The following is a 21628-nucleotide window of genomic DNA, read 5'->3' on the forward strand; positions in this document are numbered from 1 at the left end:
CCTTGGACATCCAGGCACTGGTTCGGGTGCCGATTGAAGAGTTGGCGTCCGTCGCCGAAACAACCAGGAAAGAGCGTCCATGCAGCCCTGACGCGACTATTTCCCCGCGAGTATGGCCGCTTGCTTTTCTGCATCATCTGAAAGGTCCTGCTCTAGTCGGGCCGGATGTCACCCCGGCAGATTGTGCTATTTCGACAATCTCCGAGCGATTGCCGCCGGCCCATGACGAGGTTTACCGATAGGGCGCAATATGCGTGCCAAAGGAAAAGCGGTTTAATACACGGCAATCCGCCTATGTCGCATCCCCAACATCGTCGCACACCGGACAATGCCGGACGATATTGTCCCGGGGCGTCAAATTGGTTTGATGGTGACCCAACAACTGGCGGATGACGATCTCGAAATGCGCGACAACGGCCTCGGTGGACACTGTCGCCGCGCCCAGCACGCTGGCCGCCTGCCCGGCGATGTCCGCGCCCAGGCGGATGGCCTTGGCCACGTCGACGCCATCGCGGATCCCGCCCGACGCGATCAGCTTCACCGTTGGCAGCGCCCGACGCACCGCCTGCACGCTGGTCAGGGTGGGAATCCCCCAATTGGCGAATGACATCGCCACTGCACGGTCGGCGGCATTGCGGGCGCGCTCGCCCTCCACTGCGGCCCAACTGGTGCCGCCGGCGCCGGCGACATCGATTACCGCCACGCCCGCCTCGACGAGCGCACAGGCCACCGAGGCGGACAGGCCGCCCCCACTTCCTTGGCCACGATCGGCACGCCCACGATGCGCGCGGCGCCAGCGATCAGCGCCAGGACGCCGCGCCAGTCGCGGTCGCCCTCCCGGCTGTACCGCTTCCTGCAGCGGATTGAGATGGACGATGAGCCCATCGGCCTCCAGCGCGTCCACCGCGCGACGCGCCAGGTCCAGGCCGTCGGCCTCCCGCAGTTGCGCGGCGCCGATATTGGCCAGCAAGGGAATGTCTGGCGCCAGGCGGCGCAGCGCGCGCGTTAGCCCCTGGGAGTTACGGGATTGCAGGCTCACACGCTGCGAACCGCACATGGCGATCCGCAAGGCTTGCGCTGCCTCGCTCAAATGCCGGTTGATGGCCTCGGCCCGTGGCATGCCGCCGGCCATAGAGCTGATCAGCAGCGGCGCGCGCATAGCCTTGCCCAGCAGCGAGGCGCGCAGGTCGATCTGCGTCAGGTCCAACTCGGGCAGTGCGCAGTGTTCGAAATGGATGTACTCCCAGCCAGCGGCCACCGTGGCCGGCGCCGTTCGCCGATCCAGCACCAGCGAAGCGCGCAGCTGAGCGCAGCCCTCGAATCCGGAGAGAACGCACGGTACGCCGTGCCCCAGCGCCTGCTCCACGGCGGCGAGCTGCTCCGGCGCGATCAGGCCAACGTCGTTGCAATCGTCTAGCCAGAACAGCAGCGCCAGTTCGCGATAGAACGCCACGATCAGCGTTTCGTTCTGCGGATCACGGCCGGTGCGGGCGCTGGTGTCGCGCAGGCTCGGGTGAATGCGTTGCAGGATTGGGGGACGCGTGACGCAGTCAAAGCTCCCCTTGCCAAGCACGGAGCAGGCGAGTGAGAGAGCAGATGAATAGGCGTGTCGCCAATATTTTCGCATTGCTATAATCGATTATAGTTGTGAGGAGCAATTTGAGACCATTTACTTGCGGCTCAAGTCACCCATAAAAGAAGGCAAGCACCGATTCGGTAGCTTATCCCCTGTCTTTCGCGTACTCGCGGCCGTGGCGCCGGGTGAACGATTGAAGACCGCCGGTCTCACTCGCAGGTGGGCGCCAGGGCGTGGGACGGTTGGCAAGCCACAGGAGTAGGACAATGTCGAAGGATTCGGGTAAGGGCGATAATCACGGCGGCGGGCCGGGCAAGATCGAGATCACGATGGTGGTGAACGGCCAGCCCACGCAGGTCGAAGCCAATCCCAACCAGCCGCTTCACGTCATTCGTACCAAAGCCCTTGAGAACACGCAGAATGTCGCCCAACCAGCCGAGAATTGGGAATTGAAGGATGAGGCCGGCAACTTGCTCGACGTCGACAAGAAGCTTGGCGATTTCGGTTTCCCGAATACTGTGACCCTGTTCCTCAGCCTGAAGGCGGGCGTCGCAGGTGCCTAAACCCCAAAGTGTGGATCCGGAGGTCTCCCGAGCGAAGTTTGATCGGGAGATCGGCCGGTTCCGGCCATATGCTGATGTCTATCGGGCTCAGGGCTGCTTCTTGATCGAGGCGACCTTTCCGCGCGCTTTCTTCATTTTCGCAAGCCTCAAGTTAAAACCACGGGTGATCAGCGCAGCGAGCGAGGTCGACTTCACCGACTACGACTTAAGACCACCGTCCGTGGTCTTCGTCGATCCGTTTACGCGTCATCCGATTGCCCGGAAAGATCTATACCTGAAAATGCTTAGACGTCCGCCGCTGCCCGGAACGCCGCCGGAGATGATAGGAGCTCTCATCCAGCAGAACGCCGTGCCGCTGACGGACTTCATCCAGGCCAACAGTCCCGAGGACGAACCATTCCTGTGCATGGCGGGCGTCCGGGAATACCACGACAATCCAGCCCATTCAGGTGATCCATGGCTACTTCATCGGGGTTCTGGCGAAGGCTGTTTGGCCTTCATCCTGGACAAGATCATCAAGTACGGAATCATTCCTATAGAGCAGTTGCAGATTCAACTCCCACCGGCAATCGTAGGAATGGTGGTATCCCCTCAGGCGATACAAGAATGACTGGTTTGAGAGATGTAACGATCGTGACTCTCCCGCGCGGCTGCATCTCGACCACGCATGGGCATCTGCGCTCAGTTGGTCGCGAAGGCAATGAGGGGATGGCGCTCTGGGTCGGCGTTCAGCAAGACCGGCACTTTGCCGTAACAGAGACGGTTATCCCGGCGCAGCGTCACATTCGGACAAACGATGGCGTTTGCGTGATCGTTGCGGCCGAAGAACTGCACCGGCTCAATGTCTGGCTCTACAAAAGCGGCCTGAAACTCTTGGCCCAGATTCACAGCCATCCGGGCCGCGCCTACCATTCGACGACGGACGACGCTTATGCGGTTGCTACCACGGTTGGGTGTCTGTCGCTGGTAGTGCCGAATTTCGCCCGCGAGCCTTTCGATTTTGCTCGGGTCGCCGCCTATCGGCTTGACGAAAAGGCCAAATGGAATGCGCTCCCTCCCGCGGCACTGTCGCGAATGATCATGATATCGAGTTGAACAATGGCATTCGCTAACTTCATCGATCGTGCCGCCACGGCGGCATCTCAGGTCCTGGCCGATTTTCATCTGGGAGACTTCAAAGCAGCTCTTGAAAAGCAGGTCGTGGCAGTCGCCTTCGACCATCAGGCCGCTTCCTGCGCCGAAGGCCAGGCGACACTAGATCTTGCGGTGAGATTGCTCGCTAGGCTCTACCCGGTTCTGGCGATACTCCCGCTGGACAGCGCGGCGAGCTCTCAAGCCCAAGCGCTGGAGCGCTTGGCAAAGTCGATCAATCCAAAAGTCGGCATCCGGCGTTCCGGCAAGTCTGCCACCGTCTGCGTCGTTGCAGGGGTAACGCGCCCATCACTCCGGTGCCCGATCTTTTTCGTGGGATCGGACGGTTGGGCGGCAAAGCTGTCGCGTACGGACCCGGTGGGCTCTGGCCCAAGTCTGCTGCCTTTTGGAGCTGGCGCCGCCAGTTGCTTCGGCGCCGCCAACGTCTTTCGAACTATCTTCGCCGCCCAGTTGACCGGCGCCGAGTTGGACGAAACCATCGACCTCTCGCTATGCAGCTACGACAAGACCAAAGCCGGGGAGGCTGGCCCGATCGACTTCCCAGTCGACCTTGGCGAAACCCACCTCGTTGGGCTCGGTGCGATAGGCCATGGCTCGCTTTGGGCGCTAGCGAGACAACCCGATCTCAAGGGTCGTCTGCATGTAATCGATCACGAAGCGATCGAACTCTCAAACCTGCAGCGCTACGCATTGGCCGGCCAGGCGGAGATTGGTATGTCCAAGGCGGTTCTTGCAGCCACCGCCCTTAGATCGACTGGCCTTGAGGTCGAGGCGCACCCTCTGACGTGGGCAGAATATGTTGCGCGCCGGGGCAATTGGGTCTTAGACCAAGTGGGTGTGGCGCTTGACACCGCCGCCGACCGTCTGGCTGTCCAAGGTGCACTGCCGCGATGGATCGCAAACGCTTGGATGCAGGAGCACGATCTCGGTATCTCCCGGCATGGTTTCGATGACGGCCAGGCTTGCCTTTGTTGCATGTACCTGCCATCCGGAAAATCCAAGGACGAGCACCAGCTGATTGCCGAGGAACTCGGAATACCGGAAGCACACGAGCAGGTGAAAACGCTCCTGCAGACAAATGCCGGAGTTCCCAACGACTTTGTAGTTCGCGTGGCTACAGCGATGGCTGTGCCGTTTGAACCGCTAGCCCCGTTTGTCGGCCAGCCCCTGCGCTCCTTTTATCAGCAGGCTATCTGCGGCGGTCTGGTGTTCCAGCTTAGCGAAGGAAGTCGCCGCGTTCGAACTGTGGTTCCGATGGCCTTTCAGTCGGTGCTTGCCGGGATTATGCTTGCCGCGGATTTGGTCAAGCATAGTGCGGGGTTTCCCATGAGCCCGACGACGAGCACTCGGGTGAATCTTCTGCGCCCCCTTGGCTCTCACTTGCACGATCCGAAGGCCAAGGACTCCAGCGGCCGCTGCATCTGTAGCGACGACGATTTCATTGCCGCTTACAGGCGCAAATACGGAGCGCGTTGATCAGGTAAGCGATGTCTCGGCCGCCTAAGCAGACGCGCACCTCTCCGTAGACGCAGGGGGCGCGGCTTGTGGGCGTGACCATGGGCGCCATTATGACACGCTTGGCCCGCTCCTTTGCCGGCCTATCGTCCTCCGCGCATGATCCCGTGCCGACGTGATGATCCAGCACCAGCCGCCATGGCACCAGAGGCTGGTCAAACCTCCGTTGTTGGCCGGTTTGGACAGTGCTGCATCAGGTCTCGACCGACGTCTCGACAGTCAGGGCTGCTTCGACGGGTGTGAAGATGTCAACATCGACCCCAGGCGCCCGAATCGTCACAATCAGGGCGTACCGAGCCAGAGCGTCGACGCGTTCCAGGTAAGGCTTCTCCTTCCACCAGCCCCCGACCGGGAACACGCCGATCGCGTCACGCTCGGCGAGATCGGCGGCGCTGCCCGACCAGAAATCGGCGTGCAACGAGCCGCGATCGCGGAAGGTGCCGAGCAGCCACTCTTCTCCGCCTCCAGCAGGCGCCCCTTCCTCCTCGTCCCGAGCGGCCTGATTGATGCGGGCTCGGAATTCGTCGACTGTCTCGGTCGCTGACTTTACTCTGAACCGAAGACCATGGGACGCGTAACGATGCCGGCGGGTCCATCCGCGTTCACCGGGGTTGGGTTCGATGAAATAGGACAGCGTGACGCGGAGCTCGACCTGGGCAGCGCCGAGCGCCGCGAGCTGCTCCTTCGGCCAAGGCAGGCGATGCAGCTTCATGTCACGCGTTTTGGCAGCCGCGCCGCCCTCGCGCTGGAAAGGCTGAAGCTCATCTTCAACGATAAGCGTGAGGTCGTTCACCGTTGACAGAAGCGCGCGCCCAAGATCTGGCACGCCGTAACCATAGCGCCGCACGAGCGCCTGGATCTCGCCCTTCGCTCCGTTGCACGCATCGATGCGTGCGCGCATCGCCGGAGTCCATTCGGCCGAGTGGACGATCAGGGCGCGAACCGATTCAGGCCACAGCTCGGGGCGCGCTGATAGAATTAGTCCCGCCATCCGTGCGGCATGGGCCGTTGCCGCGCTCGTATCTCCGAGGGTGGTGAAGTGGCGCAGTTCGGGTCGACAGAAAGTGGTCAATATCTGCAGATCGTCGATCGGCTCGCCGGGCAACACACCGTCATGGGCGAGATTGCCGCCTTCGAAGACGACCTCGGGCTTCACCGGCCACTGCCTGTCCCAAACGACCGAAGTGCGACTGCGCGGCGAGAGCTCGCCGACCGGCGCGATCGGAGCGTAGCCCGAAAAGTCGGTGTCAATGATATCGACCTTTTCTGTGAAAGCGCCGACCGTCAGCGCATTCCAGGCCTGAGAAGGATCATCGACTGCTTCCAGATCGTTGCGCGTCAAATGCTCGGCCGGCATGAGGTCATCGCCGATGTTGCCGGCAGAGAGAACGATCAAGCGTCGCTGTTCCTCTTCGAAACAGAGTTGGTCGATAGCGGCAGACCACGATGTGGGCCTTCCACGCGCCGGACTGGCGCTTGTCACAGCCATTGCGATCGCGCGGCGGCGCTCCGGCGCCTGCACCTCGGCGCGGGCGATCGCTTCCGCGGTGATCGCGCCATAGAGTTCTGGATCGTTTGCCTCGTCTTCTGGCGGAAGGATACGAACACTCTCCAGCCGAAAGGGCAATGGAACTGGATCGCCTCCGACCAGGAGCGGGACCAGATCACCGTACAGGCCGACACCTGCCATTCGCGTCCCGTGGCCGCTCCACGCAGGTGTGTCGTCGCTGCCCCATGCCGGTTTGACGGTGTGCCAGTCTTAAACGGCAAGTGCGGGTTCGATCAACGGGTGGGTGCGACGCACGCCGCTGTCGAGAATGCAGACCGCAATATCGGATTGAGGCGGTCTGACGCGCCCGAGAAGCTCGTCGCTCCAGTCCCTTTGCTCCGCGCCGCCAAGGCCCAGGAAGAAGGACGGCGTATCCTTCGCGCGCCGCAGCTCGGCGACGACATCGCTGTGCGCAATCATGCGGTCGAGCATTGCCGTGCTGGCGAGGGCCAGCATGACCACCCGCTCCGGAAACCTAACCGCATGCGTGCGCAAAGTGATGTTCAGGGCTTCGGCAATGTGCTCGAAGTTCTCGCGGCGACCGTCGCGCAGCCAGACTTCCCACCACACCTGCTCGTCAGCGGCCTGGGGGAAGAGGTCGTCGTGGTCGGTAAACAACGATCGTGCAGTCGCCAGCCTGACTGTCTCCATGCGGGAGACGAGCGGCTCGTTGCGCGGTCTGCCGCGGTCAGTATCAACGTCTCGATACGCCTCGACTTTCCGCAAATAATAGGCTTGCGCGCTTTGCGGCAGGAACACCGACGCTGTGATGGGAGCACCGGGTTGAGTTGGCTCATGGACGGCGACCAGCTCCATGTGCTGGCGACGATCGGCCAACTGGTCGAGGGCCGCCCGTCCGGACATGGGCAGATCGATCGCGAGGTAAAAGCCAGGCGTGCCGACCGACAGCTGGGGGTCACGCGCCGCAATCTGCTGGCGTGCACTTTCGACCGCTTGTTCGATGGATTGCGTCAAGGCCGCAGCATGCGACGCCCGATCACGCGCCGGCAGCGGCGGTGCATGTATAAGTTGGTTGGGCCGCCGATAGGCTTCCCGAATGCCGTTGTTGCGAAGGTGGATATGGGCGCGGTCGCGCGGAAAATCGTCTGCCATTATGATCTGTGCTGTCGCTACTCAAACAGCGACGCCTGCCGGCGTTCCTTCAGAGCGTCGATGAGCGCTTCCGAGGTGATCCGCTTCCCCCCCCGCAATATGATGGTTTTTGCAGCGTCGTCGGCCGCGCGCGTGATCTCGGCCTGCGACAGTCTCTCTGCCTGAGAGATCGCCTCGTTCCAGGCAAGCCCTCTGGTGTCGAAGCGGTCGAGTCGAGCCCGAAGCAGCGCCTCTATAATCGGCCGATCGGGCACGGCGTATTCGATGACATCGTCGAAACGGCGGAACAAAGCTCTGTCGAGCAGCTCGGGATGATTTGTTGCCGCAATAATCAGGCTGTGGCTGTCGTCTTGCTCGAGAAACTGCAGAAACGAATTCAGCACGCGCCGAATCTCGCCAACATCCTGGCGTTCGCCTCGACGCGCGCCGATGGCATCGAATTCGTCAAAGAAGTAGACGCCCCGCGTCGCCTGCATTGCATCAAAAACAAGCCGCAGCTTTCCGGCAGTCTCTCCCATGAACTTGGTGATCAAACCATCGAGGACGATCGTGAAAAGGGGCAGATGAAGCTCCCCGGCCAATGCCGATGCGGTCATCGTCTTGCCTGATCCTGGCGGGCCGACCAGAAGCAGTTTGCGACGGGGAACAAGCCCGTGCTCGCGCAAGCTTGCTTGTTGGCGCTGCTCTCCCAGCACGCGGTGCAGGCGCGAGCGCAGACTGTCCGGCAAAATCATGTCGGTCAGTCGCAGGTCCGGATAGCGCACATGCAGGAGCCCTGCGAGCTCGCCCTTTGGCTGAAAAAGGGGAACCGGCCGACTGCTCTTGACAATCCGGGCGTCCCTGCTCTTGGCTGCGTCGACCAGATCCTTGAGCTCCTGAGCAAGCTTACCATGGCCTTGACGTGCCTCATGCGCAGCAAGCTGCATCGCGATAGAGAGGAAACGATCCTCGTCGCCGGCAATGTGGCTTTTAAGCAGCGTCACGATATGGCGGGCCGTGGTCATGGCTCTCTTCTGGGGTATCCGTTTACTTGGCGAAGCGCATGCAACCTAAACGCTTTCAACGGCGATTTGTATCGCGCAATGGTGTTTTTTCTCTTGTCGATGTTCGCCCGTGGCAACTTCAGCGGTGAACTGTTGCGCCGCGGTCATAGGCCAGCCGGAATAACGCCGGCCAGCAGACAACAGTCCGCATCTTCGAGCGCTCGAAGTCTGGCCACTCACGCAGCGTGTCGGGTCCGAACGCTCCAAAGCCGCCCCGCCTGGCAGGTCCATGCGACCGATTGCGGGCGTGCGGCCATAAGGTCTACGCGGGCTCGCATGGCTGCCCGCGCCGCTGGCTAAAAAGCTGTACACCATCTCACGAAACACCAGGTCCGCTCCTTTGCCGGCCGACGGTCCATGAAATCCCCTCCCCACTTACGACACCGGAGACCTCCTTGCCCACATGGCGCTCAAGCACCGGCCGCCATGGCACCAGCGTGAACTCGCGCGACTTTTCAACGACGGCATATTTTCCGCTGGCAAGCTCGACGGAGCGGCGGAGCGTACCCTCTACTCGTCCTCCGGATCGCGCTTCGGCATAGGGCAGGCCAAGTTCCTCCGACAGTTGGCCAGCAACACGGTTCAGTTCTCGCTGGCGCAGGATCGAAAGCATGTTGGCTCGATAGACGATCCCATCCTGTTCTTTATGCGCGAGGCCTTGCGCGATCAGCCACTGCCGCCGGCGAGCTTGCGCCTCTCTCACGTCGCGGCCGAAGCCGGATCCGTGCAAAGGCTCGGGTCTATCGGCAACCAGCTCCCGGTCGAGCCAGGTGGCGCCGTTGAAGCTGACCTGTCGCTCCAGCGCCATTGAGGAGAGCTTGTCGGCAACGACAGGCTCGGCCCTGGCCCGCTGGCCCTCATAATTCGCGACGCGATCGAGATGGTCCGGCGCGATGAGCCAGGTGCCGTTCGGCTCTCGCTCGACGCCGCCGGTCGCGCGGCGGATCGCCTCCAGCCGCCGCACATGCGTTCGCGCAAAGCTCTCGGTGGCGGATGGGTCATGCTTCAGGTGCATATCGACGTCGTAACGGCCGCCATGCGCGGCGGCGATTTCGGCGATGGTACGATCGACCTGCCTCGGCTCGGTGTTCCTTGGCGCGACACGCACGATGCAGCCATTAGGCATCGTTTCCATCGCCTCGCCTCTACCGATGTTGATCCAATGGCTCTTACCGTCGACGGCGTCGACGATCATGTAATGGCGGTCATTGATCTCGTCGGCCAGTCCACGCGCGACAACGCGACCGACGAGAGACTGGACGGGCTCGCCGGATCGATCGTGGATCACCCAGTCGGCGGCCCTGCGGGCAAGCCCCTTGCCGGTCAGTTCGCGGTGCATGGTCTTGATGATGTCGCCGCGTTCGCCGGTGCGGCGCAGCGTGGCTTCGAGCTCATCGTCGAGGCGCCAGGAGCCAGCGCCGACCTCCGCGGCCAGACCCATCCGCTCGAGCTTGCGCAGCCGTCCCTGGTGCAGCGTCTGGCGAATGGCGTCGGGACCGCCCGGCGAGACCAGGCCGTCATCATCACGCATGCTGAGCAGCCGACGGTCGATGCTGGTGAAGCGTTCCTGCTCCATTTCCCGGCGCAGGCGAAGCTCAATCTCGCGGTCGGTTCGCGGACCGAGATCGAGGCTGACCAGCTCGGCCGCCCGCTCGCGGATGCCAGATGAGATATATTCGCGCGCGATGACCAGGTTCTCGCCACGGTCGTCCCTGCCACGGACGATGATGTGGCTGTGCGGGTGGCCGGTGTTGAAATGATCGACCGCGACCCAGTCGAGCTTCGTGCCGAGGTCTTCCTGCATCTGCGCCATGAGCCGCCGCGTCAGCGCCTTGAGGTCGTCGTACTCGATGCCGTCTTCGGCAGCGACGATGAAGCGGAACTGATGGCGGTCGCCGTCCGCGCGATCGATGAACGCCTTGCCGTCGACGCGGCCGCTGTCGGCGCCGTAGAGCTCGCCAGGTTCACCTTCGCGGGTGACCCCGTCGCGCTGAAGATAGCGTAGATGGGCACGCGCCCCGTCCGCGCCCTTGCCGGCGAGCTTGACGACCCGCGCCTTGACGATCACCCGGCGCTGGCGGAAGGCGGCATACCGGTCGCGCGATTTCAGCAGTGCGGCGGCCGCCCCGCCGCGCCCTGTCCGGCTTCCTGTGAAGCGACCACCGCGTTGCGGCCGGCCGCCAGCCCGGTTGATCGCCGCACGAACCTGGCCGGCATAGCGTTTGCCGGCCTTCGAGCCGCGCGACCCGATTTTGCCGAGCTTCGGCCTGAACTCGTCATCCTTAATGCGAGCCTCCCAGACATATCAAGCAAAATCAGACACTTACACGTCAAACCCTCTTGGCACCGGCGGCAGCCTCCCGGAAAAACGATGTGCAGACAAAGATTTAACCGCCTCCTGGAGGCGGTACCTTTATCTTGCCTTCCGCGCCCAGCCCCGCCAGACGCGCCCCCGTCCGCCATGGCTAACGCACCGGCTCCTTCGGCTGCGCGCCGTCCTTGCCGAGCGGCACGAAGAGATCGCCGTTTCGCACGCCTGAGTGAACACCGTCATGAATGAAGAACAGCGACCGTCCGAGAGGAGCGATTTGCGCCTTTGGAGCGACAGATTGGCTTTCGAACGCCTCGATGTCGGCCGCCGAAACTCCGGCCGCCTTGAGTTGGTCGAGGTACTCGACGGTCTCTTCTGGCAGCGGTTTGCCACGCTTCAAATGCTCGTCGTAGCGCTCGGGACCGGCATTGTAGGCGCCAAACAGGCCAGGAAATCCGAAGCGGTCATACATGGCACTGAGATAGGCCGTGCCGGCCAGGATATTGTCGCGCGGATCGTGGGGGTTAGGCCCAAGGCCGTGTTCGACCCGCATCTCTTCATAGGTGCCGGGCATCACCTGCATGAGGCCCATGGCGCCAGCGGGGGAGGTGATGGGGCGGCCGCCGCGCATTGTCTTGCCGCCGCTTTCGGCAGCCATGACGGCATAGATCCAGGCTTGGGGAATATGGAAGCGCCGGCTTGCTTCCGATACCAACGTCTGCCACTTTCGCAGCTGCGGACTTTGGGAGATGGCGACCGGCTCAGCGCCGGTCGAGGCGGAACAGGCGCATGGCGCAATGGCGATCATGCCCAACAAGAGGAGGGTCACTCGGTCCATAGTGGTACGAGCCTCCCGATGACATTTTGAGTGGGAACAGGCCCGAAATAGCGGCTGTCGAAGGAGCGGTTTTTGTCGCTGCCGAGCAGGAAAACCTCGTTATCCCCGAGCGCTCGGCAGCCGTTCCACCATGGCAAAGGTCGGCCTTCGGCGTCGATTTTGAGCCGGCGCGCGACGATGTCGCCGCCGATGATGATGGCGTCATTGAAGGCGCAGACATTATCGTCCGGCAGCGCTGCAAGACGTTTTGCCAGCGGCACATTGCGAGGCAGATAGCTGCGCTCGGCGGCGAGATACGCCGCGTATTCAGGCGGGCGCACGAGCACGAGATCGCCACGCGCCAGCGCTCCCGCAGCGATGCGGTAAAGGCCGATCGGCGCGCTGGCCGAGGCGTTCCAGACCAGCCAAGGGGCGGGCTTTCCCAGCGCCGTGAAGCCCAAAAGACCGAGACCGGCCGCGGCCAAGGCGACCGTCTTACGGGCTCGAACACGCCTCAGGCGGCTGCCGATCAGATGGATGGAAGGGCGCCGCCTCATGAACGGCCTCCCGTGCCGCCCTGGCCGGAACCGGCCTTGCCATCGCCGGCGATGGAGTGCTGCGGGTGTCCTTTCGACCAATGGTCGAGTTCGTCGATGTGATAGCGGACATAGCGGCCGTGCTTGCGGAATTTCGGGCCGCCGCCCTTGAGCCGCATCTTTTCGAGCGTGCGCTGGGAGAGCCCGATATAGAAGGCGGCTTGGGCTGTGCTGAGAAACGGGCTGCCCTTTTTCGCGCGGGCCGCGCGTTCGTTTTCGTCGTCCATGATGATCCTCGTTTCGCTTCGGACAAGCGAGGGCGAGGATGGGCGAGGGAGATCGTCTCGGGGACGGGCGAAGAGTCGGGGGAGAGTTTTCGCCGCCCTTTAGGGCGGACGGGGTTTGGGTGGAACTCCTGGGAATGAGCCCCGCGCCGGGGCTGCGGCGCGAGGCTCTTATCTCGGCCGGTCAGTCGGCCGGGTTCCAGATGATGGCGTAGGTGTCGTGATCGTCCTGGCCGGCGGCTCGGCCGAGATTGGCGTAGAGCTTGCGCGGTCCGAACTCCGGCGCTGCAATCGACAGGCTCACATAATCCTTGCCGGAAGTCTCGCCGGTGCGGATCCAGCCAGCGCCGACTTCGACCCCTTGCGTAAGCACCCGGAAGTCGGGATGGTTATCGGCGCTCTTGGCCTGGTTGGGGACGATATCGATGTCGGCGCGGACGCTGAGCGTCTTGAACTGGCCCTTGTAGGCGCCGTTTTCCTGCTTGTTGACGTAACCGATCGCGGTCATTTCGAAGTCTCCTTTTGTGGTTTCGCCGGGGACCATCCCCTGCGATGGCGCACCGTAATGGGCGCGTCAGGACCGCCTGAATCCGACAGGGCCGCAGCGACAGTGAAGGACCCGAGCGGGCAGCTTTTTTGTGAGCGAAGCGGCGCGAGGAAGCCGCCGCAGGCGGCGGGGAAAAAAGCTGATGGCGCGAGGGTTTCGGGCGGCCGGACCCGCCCATAGGTCGACAAGCCAGCCGCAGGGATGGTCCTTGGAGAGAGCATGGAGACCGCTCGCCAAGTGCGGTCTGTCAGCCAAGCAGGACGCCGGGATGAAACGGCCTGCAAAGATGCTGCGCCCTTATGCCGGATCGAGATCGTGCCAGCGGGTCGGGCGCCAGAGCAGACATCCGGCATGGTGCGATCTATGAAAGCAGGGCTCGCCAGCGGGAATTTGATACGCGAGGGGGCCAAAGTAAGGCTGGATGAGAAGCCGGTGCTACCTGCAGGTCCAGTGTCATGTGGCGGCGCTCGGGAAACCGCTACGCAATGTAACGCGCTCTTATGAGGCGAACAGACCGGCCCCAAAACCGATCGACCGGTGGTCGGCGCGAAACGCGTCATGCCTGTCCGAAAGCTGACAGTGGCAGAAGACGCATGTCGGGTTCCGCACAATTGACCATGCTGGATTTGTGAGGTTTTCAGGGAGAGCCATGCGTTCACTTCCCAGTGAGCTTTGGCACGGCATTTGCTCTTGATGTGGCAACACGGATCGAAGGTTGACTGCATGCACAAGCGCGAGATGAGCAATGCTCTCCTTTCCTGGAGGCTTGGCAGCAGATTCGATTTGACGTTGCGAGGAGCTTCAGCCGCTCGCGGCGGAAGTGATCTCAAATCTGAAGGCACCGTTGGGGCCGCAGCCATCAAACACATCTTTCTCTTTTTCGCAGCTCGTCTTCAACGCGATGCGGACTTCTTCGCGTCGACGGCGGCCGAAGGTGGAGAAGGGGCTCGACTTGCAAAAAGGAGTTGTCAATGACGTCTTACGTTCGCACCAACAGCCCGGCGCAGGTGCGCTCACTGTCCACCTTTGGCAAGCATCTGCAAAGGAGCGTGCTGACGGCGACGCTGCTTGCCGCGGCTTCGACGGGAAGTGAAGCGCAGCCCTATGTTCGTGCTGACGGCAGCACGACTGACGACTTGGAAGCGGCGCGAGCAAGTTGGCGTCATGACGCCGAATTCAATGGAAATGTGGGGCTCGCAGCCATCAACGCGGATGCCGCGTATGCGTTGGGTTCCACCGGGGAGGGGGCCAGAGCTCCTCGCCTGCCCTCGTCCGTCTTGACGAGTGCCCGCTTACAGCCTACCTCACTATCGCGTTAGCACTCGTCCATCGCGAGTGCTAACAAAACCCCTCAACAGCGCACCAGGGAAAAATCCGAAAATGGCAAAGTCGAAGTTCCGCCCGCTGCATGACCGCGTGGTCGTTCGCCGGGTCGAATCCGAATCCAAGACCGCTGGCGGGATCATCATCCCCGACACGGCAAAGGAAAAGCCGCAGGAAGGCGAGATCATCGCTGTCGGCTTCGGCGCTCGTGACGAAGCTGGCAAGCTGGTCCCGCTGGACGTCAAGGCCGGCGACCGCATCCTGTTCAGCAAGTGGTCGGGCACGGAAGTCAAGCTCAATGGCGAAGACCTTCTGATCATGAAGGAATCCGACATCATGGGCATCATCGGCTCATATCAGGCCCTTTCGTCAACTGAATTCCCGGGCTCGATTGAAGCCCCTGCCAGGAGCTAAAAATGGCTGCCAAAGACGTAAAATTCTCCCGCGATGCCCGCGAGCGCATGCTGCGCGGTGTCAACATCCTCGCTGACGCGGTGAAGGTCACGCTCGGCCCCAAGGGCCGCAACGTGGTCATCGACAAGTCGTTCGGCGCCCCGCGCATCACCAAGGACGGCGTCACCGTCGCCAAGGAAATCGAGCTTGAGGACAAGTTCGAAAACATGGGCGCGCAGATGGTCCGCGAAGTTGCTTCGAAGACCAACGACATCGCTGGCGACGGCACCACGACCGCGACCGTTCTGGCGCAGTCGATCGTCCAGGAAGGCCACAAGGCCGTTGCCGCCGGCATGAACCCGATGGACCTGAAGCGCGGCATCGACCTCGCGGTAACCGACGTCGTTGCGACCCTGATCAAGAACGCCAAGAAGATCAAGACCTCCGAAGAGGTTGCCCAGGTCGGCACCATCGCCGGCAACGGCGATGCTTCGGTCGGCAAGATGATCGCCGAAGCGATGCAGAAGGTCGGCAACGAAGGCGTCATCACGGTTGAGGAAGCCAAGACCGCCGAGACCGAACTCGAAGTCGTCGAAGGCATGCAGTTCGACCGCGGCTACCTCTCGCCCTACTTCGTCACCAACGCCGACAAGATGGTTGCCGAGCTCGAGGACGTCTACATCCTCCTGCACGAGAAGAAGCTGTCCAACCTCCAGGCCATGCTGCCGGTTCTCGAAGCCGTCGTGCAGACCTCGAAGCCGCTGCTCATCATCTCGGAAGACGTCGAAGGCGAGGCTCTGGCCACGCTGGTCGTCAACAAGCTGCGTGGCGGCCTGAAGATCGCCGCCGTCAAGGCGCCGGGCTTCGGTGATCGCCGCAAGGCCATGCTGGAAGACATCGCCATCCTCACCGGTGGCCAGGTCATCTCGGAAGACCTCGGCATCAAGCTCGAGAACGTCGGCCTCAACATGCTCGGCCGCGCCAAGAAGGTGTCGATCTCCAAGGAGAACACCACCATCGTCGACGGCGCCGGCAAGAAGGCCGAGATCCAGGGCCGCGTTGCCCAGATCAAGCAGCAGATCGAAGAGACCACTTCGGACTACGACAAGGAGAAGCTGCAGGAACGTCTGGCGAAGCTCGCCGGCGGCGTTGCGGTGATCCGCGTCGGCGGTGCGACGGAAGTCGAAGTCAAGGAAAAGAAGGACCGCGTCGATGACGCCCTCAACGCGACCCGCGCGGCCGTCGAAGAAGGCATCGTTGCTGGTGGTGGCGTCGCGCTGCTGCGCGCTTCGGCCAACATCAAGGCCACCGGCGTCAATGCCGACCAGGCCGCCGGCATCAACATCGTGCGTCGTGCGCTTCAGGCTCCGGCCCGCCAGATCGCGGCCAACGCCGGTGCGGAAGCATCGATCGTTGCCGGCAAGATCCTTGAGAACAAGGGCGCGACCTTCGGCTACAACGCCCAGACCGGCGAGTATGGCGACATGATCGCCATGGGTATCGTCGATCCGGTCAAGGTTGTCCGTACGGCTCTTCAGGACGCGGCCTCGGTCGCCGGCCTGCTGGTCACCACCGAAGCCATGATCGCGGAGGCTCCGAAGAAGGAGTCGGCTGGCGGCGGCATGCCTGGCGGCATGGGCGGCGGCGGCATGGGCGGCATGGGCGGCATGGATTTCTAATCCAGCTCTGGCAGCTTTCGCAACGAGAGGGCGGCATCAATGCCGCCCTCTTTTTTTGCGAACCTCGGTCCGATGAACGATCGACGCCAACGCCGGCCATCGGCGTTAGGGCAACCTCAAAAGAACTGTCGAGTTGGTTGCGCGCGGCTTTGCGTCATCAGAGGCGCAAGGCGGTCGCGTGTGAGGATTGCGCGCTCCCATAGGCGGTTTCGGCATGTGCCTCGCCTTCGACATCGACATTGCGGCCAAGCAGGAAATCGGCGGCTTTCGAGGCATGGCTTGCGGCGCGGAAGATGGCGCGGTTGTCCTCGCGCAAAACCGTCAGCCATGAGCCGATGTAGTCGGCATGGCGCACGCTCGGCTCGATGCCGAGACTGCTGCAGATGAAGGCTGATGCGATTTCGGCGACCAGTTCCTCGCGCGCATAGGTGTTGGACCCGAAGGAGCCGGACAGGTCGCGCGCGAGTCGCCTCGGGTGGCCGGTCCAGTGTCCAAGCTCGTGAAAGCAGGTCCGGTAATAGTCGATCTGGTGGAAGAAAGCCGGCTGCGGCGGCACCTGTATGGTGTCGCTGCCGGGCATGTAGAAGGCGCGCTCGCCGCCGATGCGAAAATCAGCGCCGGTTGCATGAATGAGCGCCTCGGCCTGCGGGACCATCTCGCGCTCAGGCAGAGGCTCGCCGGCGGCGTAAAGATGTTCGGGCAGATTATCGCACTGCGCGACATCGAAGACGGTGAAGCGCTTCAGGAAGGGCACCGCCTGCGGTTCGTCGCCATCGGTGTCGGCGCGTTGCTTTTCGTTCTTGGGAACAAAGCGGTCAGCGTGAACGATGGTGGTGCCGTGCTCGCCCTTCCTGACATTGCCGCCAAGCGAAAGCGCCTGCCGGAAGGTGAGCCAGTTCTGGCTGGGGAAACCGCGCTCGATGACCGCGCCCCACAGGATCAGGATATTGATGCCGGAATATCGGCGCTGGGTGGCCGCATTCCGCGGCAGGCCGAGGCCTGTCCTTGCCCTGCCCCACGGCTTGACCCATGGCACGGTGCCGCGCTCCAGTTCGGCAATGATGCGGTCGGTGATTTCCTGATAAAGGCTGGCGCCGGTGCGCCCGCCACTGTCTGCGCCAGCCTGTCGGCTGCCGCAACGTTTGTTGTTTGCACGCATCGTGATGTCCTCCGCTCTACAATCGCGCGCCCTCCCCGGAAGCGGGGTGGGCGGCAAAAGCGACCGGAAAGGCCCGCCGTCGGAGGCGGACTGCATCAGCAGGACCGGAACGGAGTGGAGGACCCGAAAGCGACAAGCGAAGGGTTGCGGGACGCCGCGGCGGGCCTAGAAGGGAGTGCTGCCCACCCTGCGCCAGGGGGAAGGCCACAATAGAAAGACGCCGGCCGACAGGCCGGCGACCGTCAGCAGCCGAAGGCTGCCCCGCGCCAGGGGGCGATGCCGCAGGGCCAAGACCGCCTGAGCTTGCCGAAGAAAAGCGGGCTCGGTTCACGAGCACCCGGCCAGCGACTTCAGGCGCGGGCGCTCAGGATTGTTGTTGGCGCCCACGGCAGCTGGATGACCGCAACAAGATTACGAGGAGCGACAGCAAAGCCAGCTGCCACAAACGGCACGCTCCGGCAACAACAGCGTGGCCGGTCTACAGATGCTGCCCCGCACGAGAGCCAGCACGCTTTGAGCGCGCATCGGCGATGCAAGCGTTGCAAGCTGGCCATGTCCACAAGGTCGGCGATATATCGCCGACCACCAACGCGGGCGTACCGTCTAAGTGCAGACCTTTCGCGAGTGCGCGGACCGCGCATTTCATCTGCGATGGCCGGATCTTGCATTCCCGCTTGAGCTGCTCAACGTCAAGGCCTACACGCGCTGCGATCTTGAGAGTGACCCTTCAACTGGGGGAAATCATAAGGGCGCGGTGGAATTCGTCGAACTTTCCCTGTTTTCTCGAGGCGAGTGCGGCGAAGGCTGGGAATTGGGAATCCGGTCCCAGGACCGGGAACTGTTTGATCACAAGCTTCAGATTGGGTTCATGCTTGAAGGCTTTTTGGTAGTTGATATCAGCCAGTCTGCAATGCGGACAGTTGTGGTAGTCATTGAATATGACCAGAACGGCATCGCCTTGCGGGTTGCCGGCGATTGGCGAAGGAGATCGTTGTCGAATGCGCCGCTCCACTTTTGCCTGTCGGTCGACCACGCCTGCCGGTGCAGGTTCGCGCTATATTGGCTCGCCAGCAAGGCGAGGAGTAAAAGAAGAGCTGCGACAGTGATGGCAGTCGGCTTAGACATGAGTCTCCAATCCATGGACGGCGTGGCAGCAACGGCCGCCTTTTTGGTGTAAAATGGGTCAGTTTTGATCGTGCCCCGCAGTTGCTACAGGCGCACAGGTGCCGGTGCGATCTGGCGGTTTCTCAAATACGGCTTTGCGCCATCGGGTCCACCCCAATAGCTGAGCGTCGTTCGCACGGGGAATTGTGTTCACCACGCCGGGCGACTTGACCGTCCACCGCCGGAGCGCTGAACGGTCCGCTAGTGAGGCGCTCCCCGAATCGTCGTTTATCCCGCTCGCCCCGGACCGGGTGACAGCCAGCGTTGCCGCTACGCTGCGGAGAAAAACCGTCAGCGCGTGGCATTCGGACATAAGCTGATCGACGCCAAGAATAAGCCCCACGGAGGTGACCGGTGCGGCCGGAACAAGAAAGAGCGTTGCAGCCATTGTGACGAGGCCTGCACCGGTAATGCGGGTTGTTCCGTTCGAAGGGAACAATGCGACAAACAGCATGAGGATCCGGCAGCCGATCGGGAGATCAGTTTTCGTCGCTTGGGCGATGAAAAGGGCGGCGAGCATCATATTCGTGCCGTCCAGATTGAATGGAATGAGACCCACGACCGAATGCGTGGCGCCGGCCCTTTCCATCTTCTCCATGAGCGAGGCCAGCGCGGCCTCTGAGGAGGACATTGCGAGCAGCAGCTCGTCCTTGATGTATCGGACGAGAGAGAAGAGCGAGCGGCCGTTGTAGCGGCAGACCGCGCCGAACAGGACCGAGAGGAACAAGACTTGCAGGATGTCGCCTTCCGCGAAGGCATTGGCAATCGTTGACGGGATGATGTTCATCAGGAAGCTGGTCACGGACTGCTCGTGAGCCGTGGCCACATAGCCCTTAACGGCTTGGACATCGAGCGAGGCCGGATCGATGTTGAGGCCGGCGCCAGGCTGAACGATATTCGCGACAATCAGCCCGACAACAAAAGCGAGCGTCGAAAAGGTGAGAAAATAGACCATCGCCTTGGCGGCAACTCGGCCGACCTTCTGCAGATCGCTCATGCCGGCAATGCCGGTCGCCATTGTCAGGAAGATGACAGGTACGGTGATTATCTTGACGACATCGACGAAGGCATCGCCGAGCGGCTTCAGGCTGTGGCCGGTCTCCAAATGGAAATAGCCGATTGCGGCACCCAGGATTATGGCGGCAAGTACCTGCACGTAGGTCCGGGCAAAATGGCGCTTGCGGGGCGCTGCGATCGCGCGGGGAACTCTTGGAACCAACACCGTCTCTCTCCTTGACCGGATCGGGGTGGGGCTCCTCCCTCTCCCATGCAGTGCTCCGGTCGAACGCTGCGCCCACTTCGGCGCAAACGATGTGCCAAATAGCAAAGAGGGGAAAACGCGCAGGACCTCACGCAATGCTTGCGATTCGCTCTCCCACACTCGTGCAGTGGTTGCCTGTCGCAACTATGGAAGGGTCGATTCTTGGGAACTCCAAAGGCCGCTCTTTGCGTCGAGCAGCTTGGCTGCCTGGAAGGTTCCCTCTTTGCCTTGCGGTCTGCGAGCTGAGTCCAGATCGTCATCATTTGGCTGCGCGCCGCACGGGGCTCGAAAGATTCAATCGAGGACGGGTCCTCTTGGAAAACGGGGGCAGCGTTGGTCAAGCCCTTCCACCCTGCTGTCCCAATGGTGTTCAGAAGCTCAGTTCACGATCAAGCGATGGATCAGCGTCATCTGGCGTTTGCGCCATCGCGGCGGCGTTGCAACGGGTCTGCCAAAGATGAGAAGGCCGCGAGGCAGGGTCCGAGACCTAGACTCCAACCTCATAGCGCGCTCGGCTCGCGTTCGGAAGGTTCGAACCGCAGCACGATCAGGTGGCGACACCGTTGGTCGGAACCGGAACCCGACGAATGATCGTTCGTGACCGACATCTGTGAACAAGCAGTATGTGTCATTGCAATCACCACCCGTTGCGCGGAAATGCCCATATGGCCGTGAATGAACTGGATTTGGTGATTTTCCAGATGGCGGTGGAAAGCGTCCGCTTGCTCTCTTCAAGCTTTGATGAGAAGGCGGCTGAGATAGCCACGAGGAGCCGTGGTAGCCTTCTTTTTGACGTGCGGGTGGACGGTGACCTGGAGGTCCAGCGAGTCGCAGCCATTGGATATCCAGGCGACAAGATCGGTGTGGTGGCATTGGACCGAGAGGGCCTTGTTAGCTGTTGTTGCCTAGTCAATGGCACCTTCTCACCTTTCATTGCACCGTTGGAGAACTGGACCAGCATGCCCCTTTCGATGCAGGCCCAGATCGATGTCACAGGCTATGCGAGGCTCCTTCTGGCCGCCTTGCGAAATGCTGGACATATGCTGGACAGGTAGCATCGCGATGATGTCTGTGATGAGATGGTGCAAACGGCTGGATGAGGCGATCGCTTGCTGGCAGCTTTGGCAACAAAGCGATCGGTGAGTTCGCAATGCTGGAACACGTCCTTTAGACTCTGCAGTTAAGTTAGCGGACTACCATCTGACGAATGCCCTCTGACAGTCTGCATGGCGCGGCATGCCCTCTTAGGAATGCAGCCGTGGTTCTACACCATCGGCTGTTTTTGTGTCGAAGGCGACGGGCACGCCATGAACGAAGGAAGCGGCCGCCAACAGTTCCTCCAACTCGCGGTCGGTGGCCTTGCATGCCGGCATTAGTGTTCGGATGGCGCGGATCGCCTGCGCCATGGAGAGAAAGCGGACCCTTCCCCTGGAAAGGACATAGGCTTCTGCGGCTTTTTCGACGGTGACGGTGTGAAACGAATTGGTCATGACGAATTCCTCCCTGAACCCTGACCAACCCGACTTATGGCACGAATTCGACCGCCTTCAAGCCTATGTCCGATTGCGGACAATAGCTGCGATTCGTTCAAAACCGCTGATGCTTTTGGGCGACCTGGTGAGGGGCAAGGAGACGTCGGCTGA

17 protein-coding genes and 4 pseudogenes are annotated in these 21628 nt (G+C 62.0%); 9 read left to right on the plus strand and 12 right to left on the minus strand.

Annotation, left to right across the window (positions count from 1 at the left end):
- On the plus strand, positions 1-242 hold a 242-nt coding region (locus EOA28_RS39490; RefSeq protein ID WP_210214917.1), incomplete at its 5' end, for a hypothetical protein.
- A 137-nt stretch (positions 243-379) separates the two neighbouring features.
- Here EOA28_RS39490 and fni read toward each other — a convergent pair.
- Positions 380-1303: pseudogene (gene fni / locus EOA28_RS02655) on the minus strand (type 2 isopentenyl-diphosphate Delta-isomerase); the annotation flags it as partial.
- A pseudogene (locus EOA28_RS39495) lies at positions 1292-1531 on the minus strand (hypothetical protein); the annotation flags it as partial. The pseudogenes fni and EOA28_RS39495, both read right to left, overlap by 12 nt.
- A gap of 311 nt (positions 1532-1842) precedes the next feature.
- On the opposite strand from EOA28_RS39495, the gene EOA28_RS02660 reads away from it, so the two are divergent.
- From EOA28_RS02660 to EOA28_RS02675, 4 genes are read left to right on the plus strand one after another with little or no spacing between them, the layout of a single operon-like run.
- On the plus strand, positions 1843-2139 hold the full coding sequence (locus EOA28_RS02660; RefSeq protein WP_126057779.1) for a DUF2604 domain-containing protein: 297 nt from the start codon (positions 1843-1845) through the stop codon (positions 2137-2139).
- Positions 2132-2749 carry a putative metal-binding protein gene (locus EOA28_RS02665; protein WP_126057778.1) on the plus strand — a complete coding sequence of 206 codons (618 nt, stop codon included), beginning with the start codon at positions 2132-2134 and terminating at the stop codon, positions 2747-2749. The genes EOA28_RS02660 and EOA28_RS02665 overlap by 8 nt, the downstream gene beginning before the upstream one ends.
- Entirely contained in the window at positions 2746-3234 is a 489-nt protein-coding gene (locus EOA28_RS02670; protein ID WP_126057777.1) for a Mov34/MPN/PAD-1 family protein, read from the plus strand. Before EOA28_RS02665 ends, EOA28_RS02670 begins: the two co-directional genes overlap by 4 nt.
- A gap of 3 nt (positions 3235-3237) precedes the next feature.
- Complete coding sequence (locus EOA28_RS02675) at positions 3238-4767, plus strand: E2 ligase fold family C protein (RefSeq protein WP_126057776.1); 1530 nt, start codon at positions 3238-3240, stop codon at positions 4765-4767.
- A gap of 232 nt (positions 4768-4999) precedes the next feature.
- Here EOA28_RS02675 and EOA28_RS02680 read toward each other — a convergent pair.
- The 7 genes and pseudogenes from EOA28_RS02680 to EOA28_RS02710 form a co-directional block, all read right to left on the minus strand.
- Positions 5000-7468: pseudogene (locus tag EOA28_RS02680) on the minus strand (S8 family peptidase).
- Positions 7469-7485: 17 nt separating this feature from the next.
- Complete coding sequence (locus EOA28_RS02685; RefSeq protein WP_126057775.1) at positions 7486-8472, minus strand: ATP-binding protein; 987 nt, start codon at positions 8470-8472, stop codon at positions 7486-7488.
- A 355-nt stretch (positions 8473-8827) separates the two neighbouring features.
- Positions 8828-10798 (minus strand): relaxase/mobilization nuclease RlxS, encoded by a 1971-nt coding sequence (rlxS, locus tag EOA28_RS02690; protein ID WP_024505648.1) that lies wholly within the window; start codon positions 10796-10798, stop codon positions 8828-8830.
- A 178-nt stretch (positions 10799-10976) separates the two neighbouring features.
- Positions 10977-11660: a lytic transglycosylase domain-containing protein gene (locus tag EOA28_RS02695; RefSeq protein WP_024505647.1), complete on the minus strand. Its 684-nt coding sequence runs from the start codon at positions 11658-11660 to the stop codon at positions 10977-10979.
- The gene (locus EOA28_RS02700) at positions 11648-12196 is read right to left on the minus strand and encodes a S26 family signal peptidase (RefSeq protein ID WP_024505646.1); all 549 of its coding nucleotides are present in this window, start codon (positions 12194-12196) and stop codon (positions 11648-11650) included. Before EOA28_RS02700 ends, EOA28_RS02695 begins: the two co-directional genes overlap by 13 nt.
- Positions 12193-12462, minus strand: a complete 270-nt coding sequence (locus EOA28_RS02705) for a helix-turn-helix domain-containing protein (RefSeq protein WP_024505645.1) — start codon at positions 12460-12462, stop codon at positions 12193-12195. The genes EOA28_RS02700 and EOA28_RS02705 overlap by 4 nt, the downstream gene beginning before the upstream one ends.
- Before the next feature lie 181 nt (positions 12463-12643).
- Complete coding sequence (locus tag EOA28_RS02710; protein WP_024505644.1) at positions 12644-12967, minus strand: DUF736 domain-containing protein; 324 nt, start codon at positions 12965-12967, stop codon at positions 12644-12646.
- 1419 nt (positions 12968-14386) lie between these two features.
- On the opposite strand from EOA28_RS02710, the pseudogene groES reads away from it, so the two are divergent.
- Positions 14387-14680, plus strand: a pseudogene (gene groES / locus EOA28_RS02715) (co-chaperone GroES); the annotation flags it as partial.
- A gap of 65 nt (positions 14681-14745) precedes the next feature.
- Positions 14746-16401, plus strand: coding sequence for a chaperonin GroEL (groL, locus tag EOA28_RS02720; RefSeq protein ID WP_126057772.1), 1656 nt, complete (start codon positions 14746-14748; stop codon positions 16399-16401).
- A gap of 157 nt (positions 16402-16558) precedes the next feature.
- Here the strand turns inward: groL and EOA28_RS02725 are convergent, their stop codons facing one another.
- Entirely contained in the window at positions 16559-17560 is a 1002-nt protein-coding gene (locus EOA28_RS02725; RefSeq protein ID WP_126059319.1) for a zincin-like metallopeptidase domain-containing protein, read from the minus strand.
- A gap of 607 nt (positions 17561-18167) precedes the next feature.
- On the opposite strand from EOA28_RS02725, the gene EOA28_RS39965 reads away from it, so the two are divergent.
- A complete protein-coding gene (locus EOA28_RS39965) occupies positions 18168-18737 on the plus strand; it encodes a hypothetical protein (RefSeq protein ID WP_245454735.1) in 570 nt (189 codons plus the stop codon).
- A 6-nt stretch (positions 18738-18743) separates the two neighbouring features.
- Here EOA28_RS39965 and EOA28_RS02735 read toward each other — a convergent pair whose 3' ends face one another.
- Entirely contained in the window at positions 18744-19943 is a 1200-nt protein-coding gene (locus EOA28_RS02735) for a cation:dicarboxylase symporter family transporter (RefSeq protein WP_306462679.1), read from the minus strand.
- A 707-nt stretch (positions 19944-20650) separates the two neighbouring features.
- On the opposite strand from EOA28_RS02735, the gene EOA28_RS02740 reads away from it, so the two are divergent.
- On the plus strand, positions 20651-21040 hold the full coding sequence (locus tag EOA28_RS02740; RefSeq protein ID WP_024505560.1) for a hypothetical protein: 390 nt from the start codon (positions 20651-20653) through the stop codon (positions 21038-21040).
- Between the two features lie 189 nt (positions 21041-21229).
- Here EOA28_RS02740 and EOA28_RS02745 read toward each other — a convergent pair whose 3' ends face one another.
- Positions 21230-21475, minus strand: a complete 246-nt coding sequence (locus tag EOA28_RS02745) for a hypothetical protein (protein ID WP_063169243.1) — start codon at positions 21473-21475, stop codon at positions 21230-21232.
- Between the last annotated feature and the right edge of the window lie 153 nt (positions 21476-21628).

It is taken from the genome of Mesorhizobium sp. M2A.F.Ca.ET.067.02.1.1, from assembly GCF_004023285.1.
Taxonomy (GTDB): Bacteria; Pseudomonadota; Alphaproteobacteria; order Rhizobiales; family Rhizobiaceae; genus Mesorhizobium.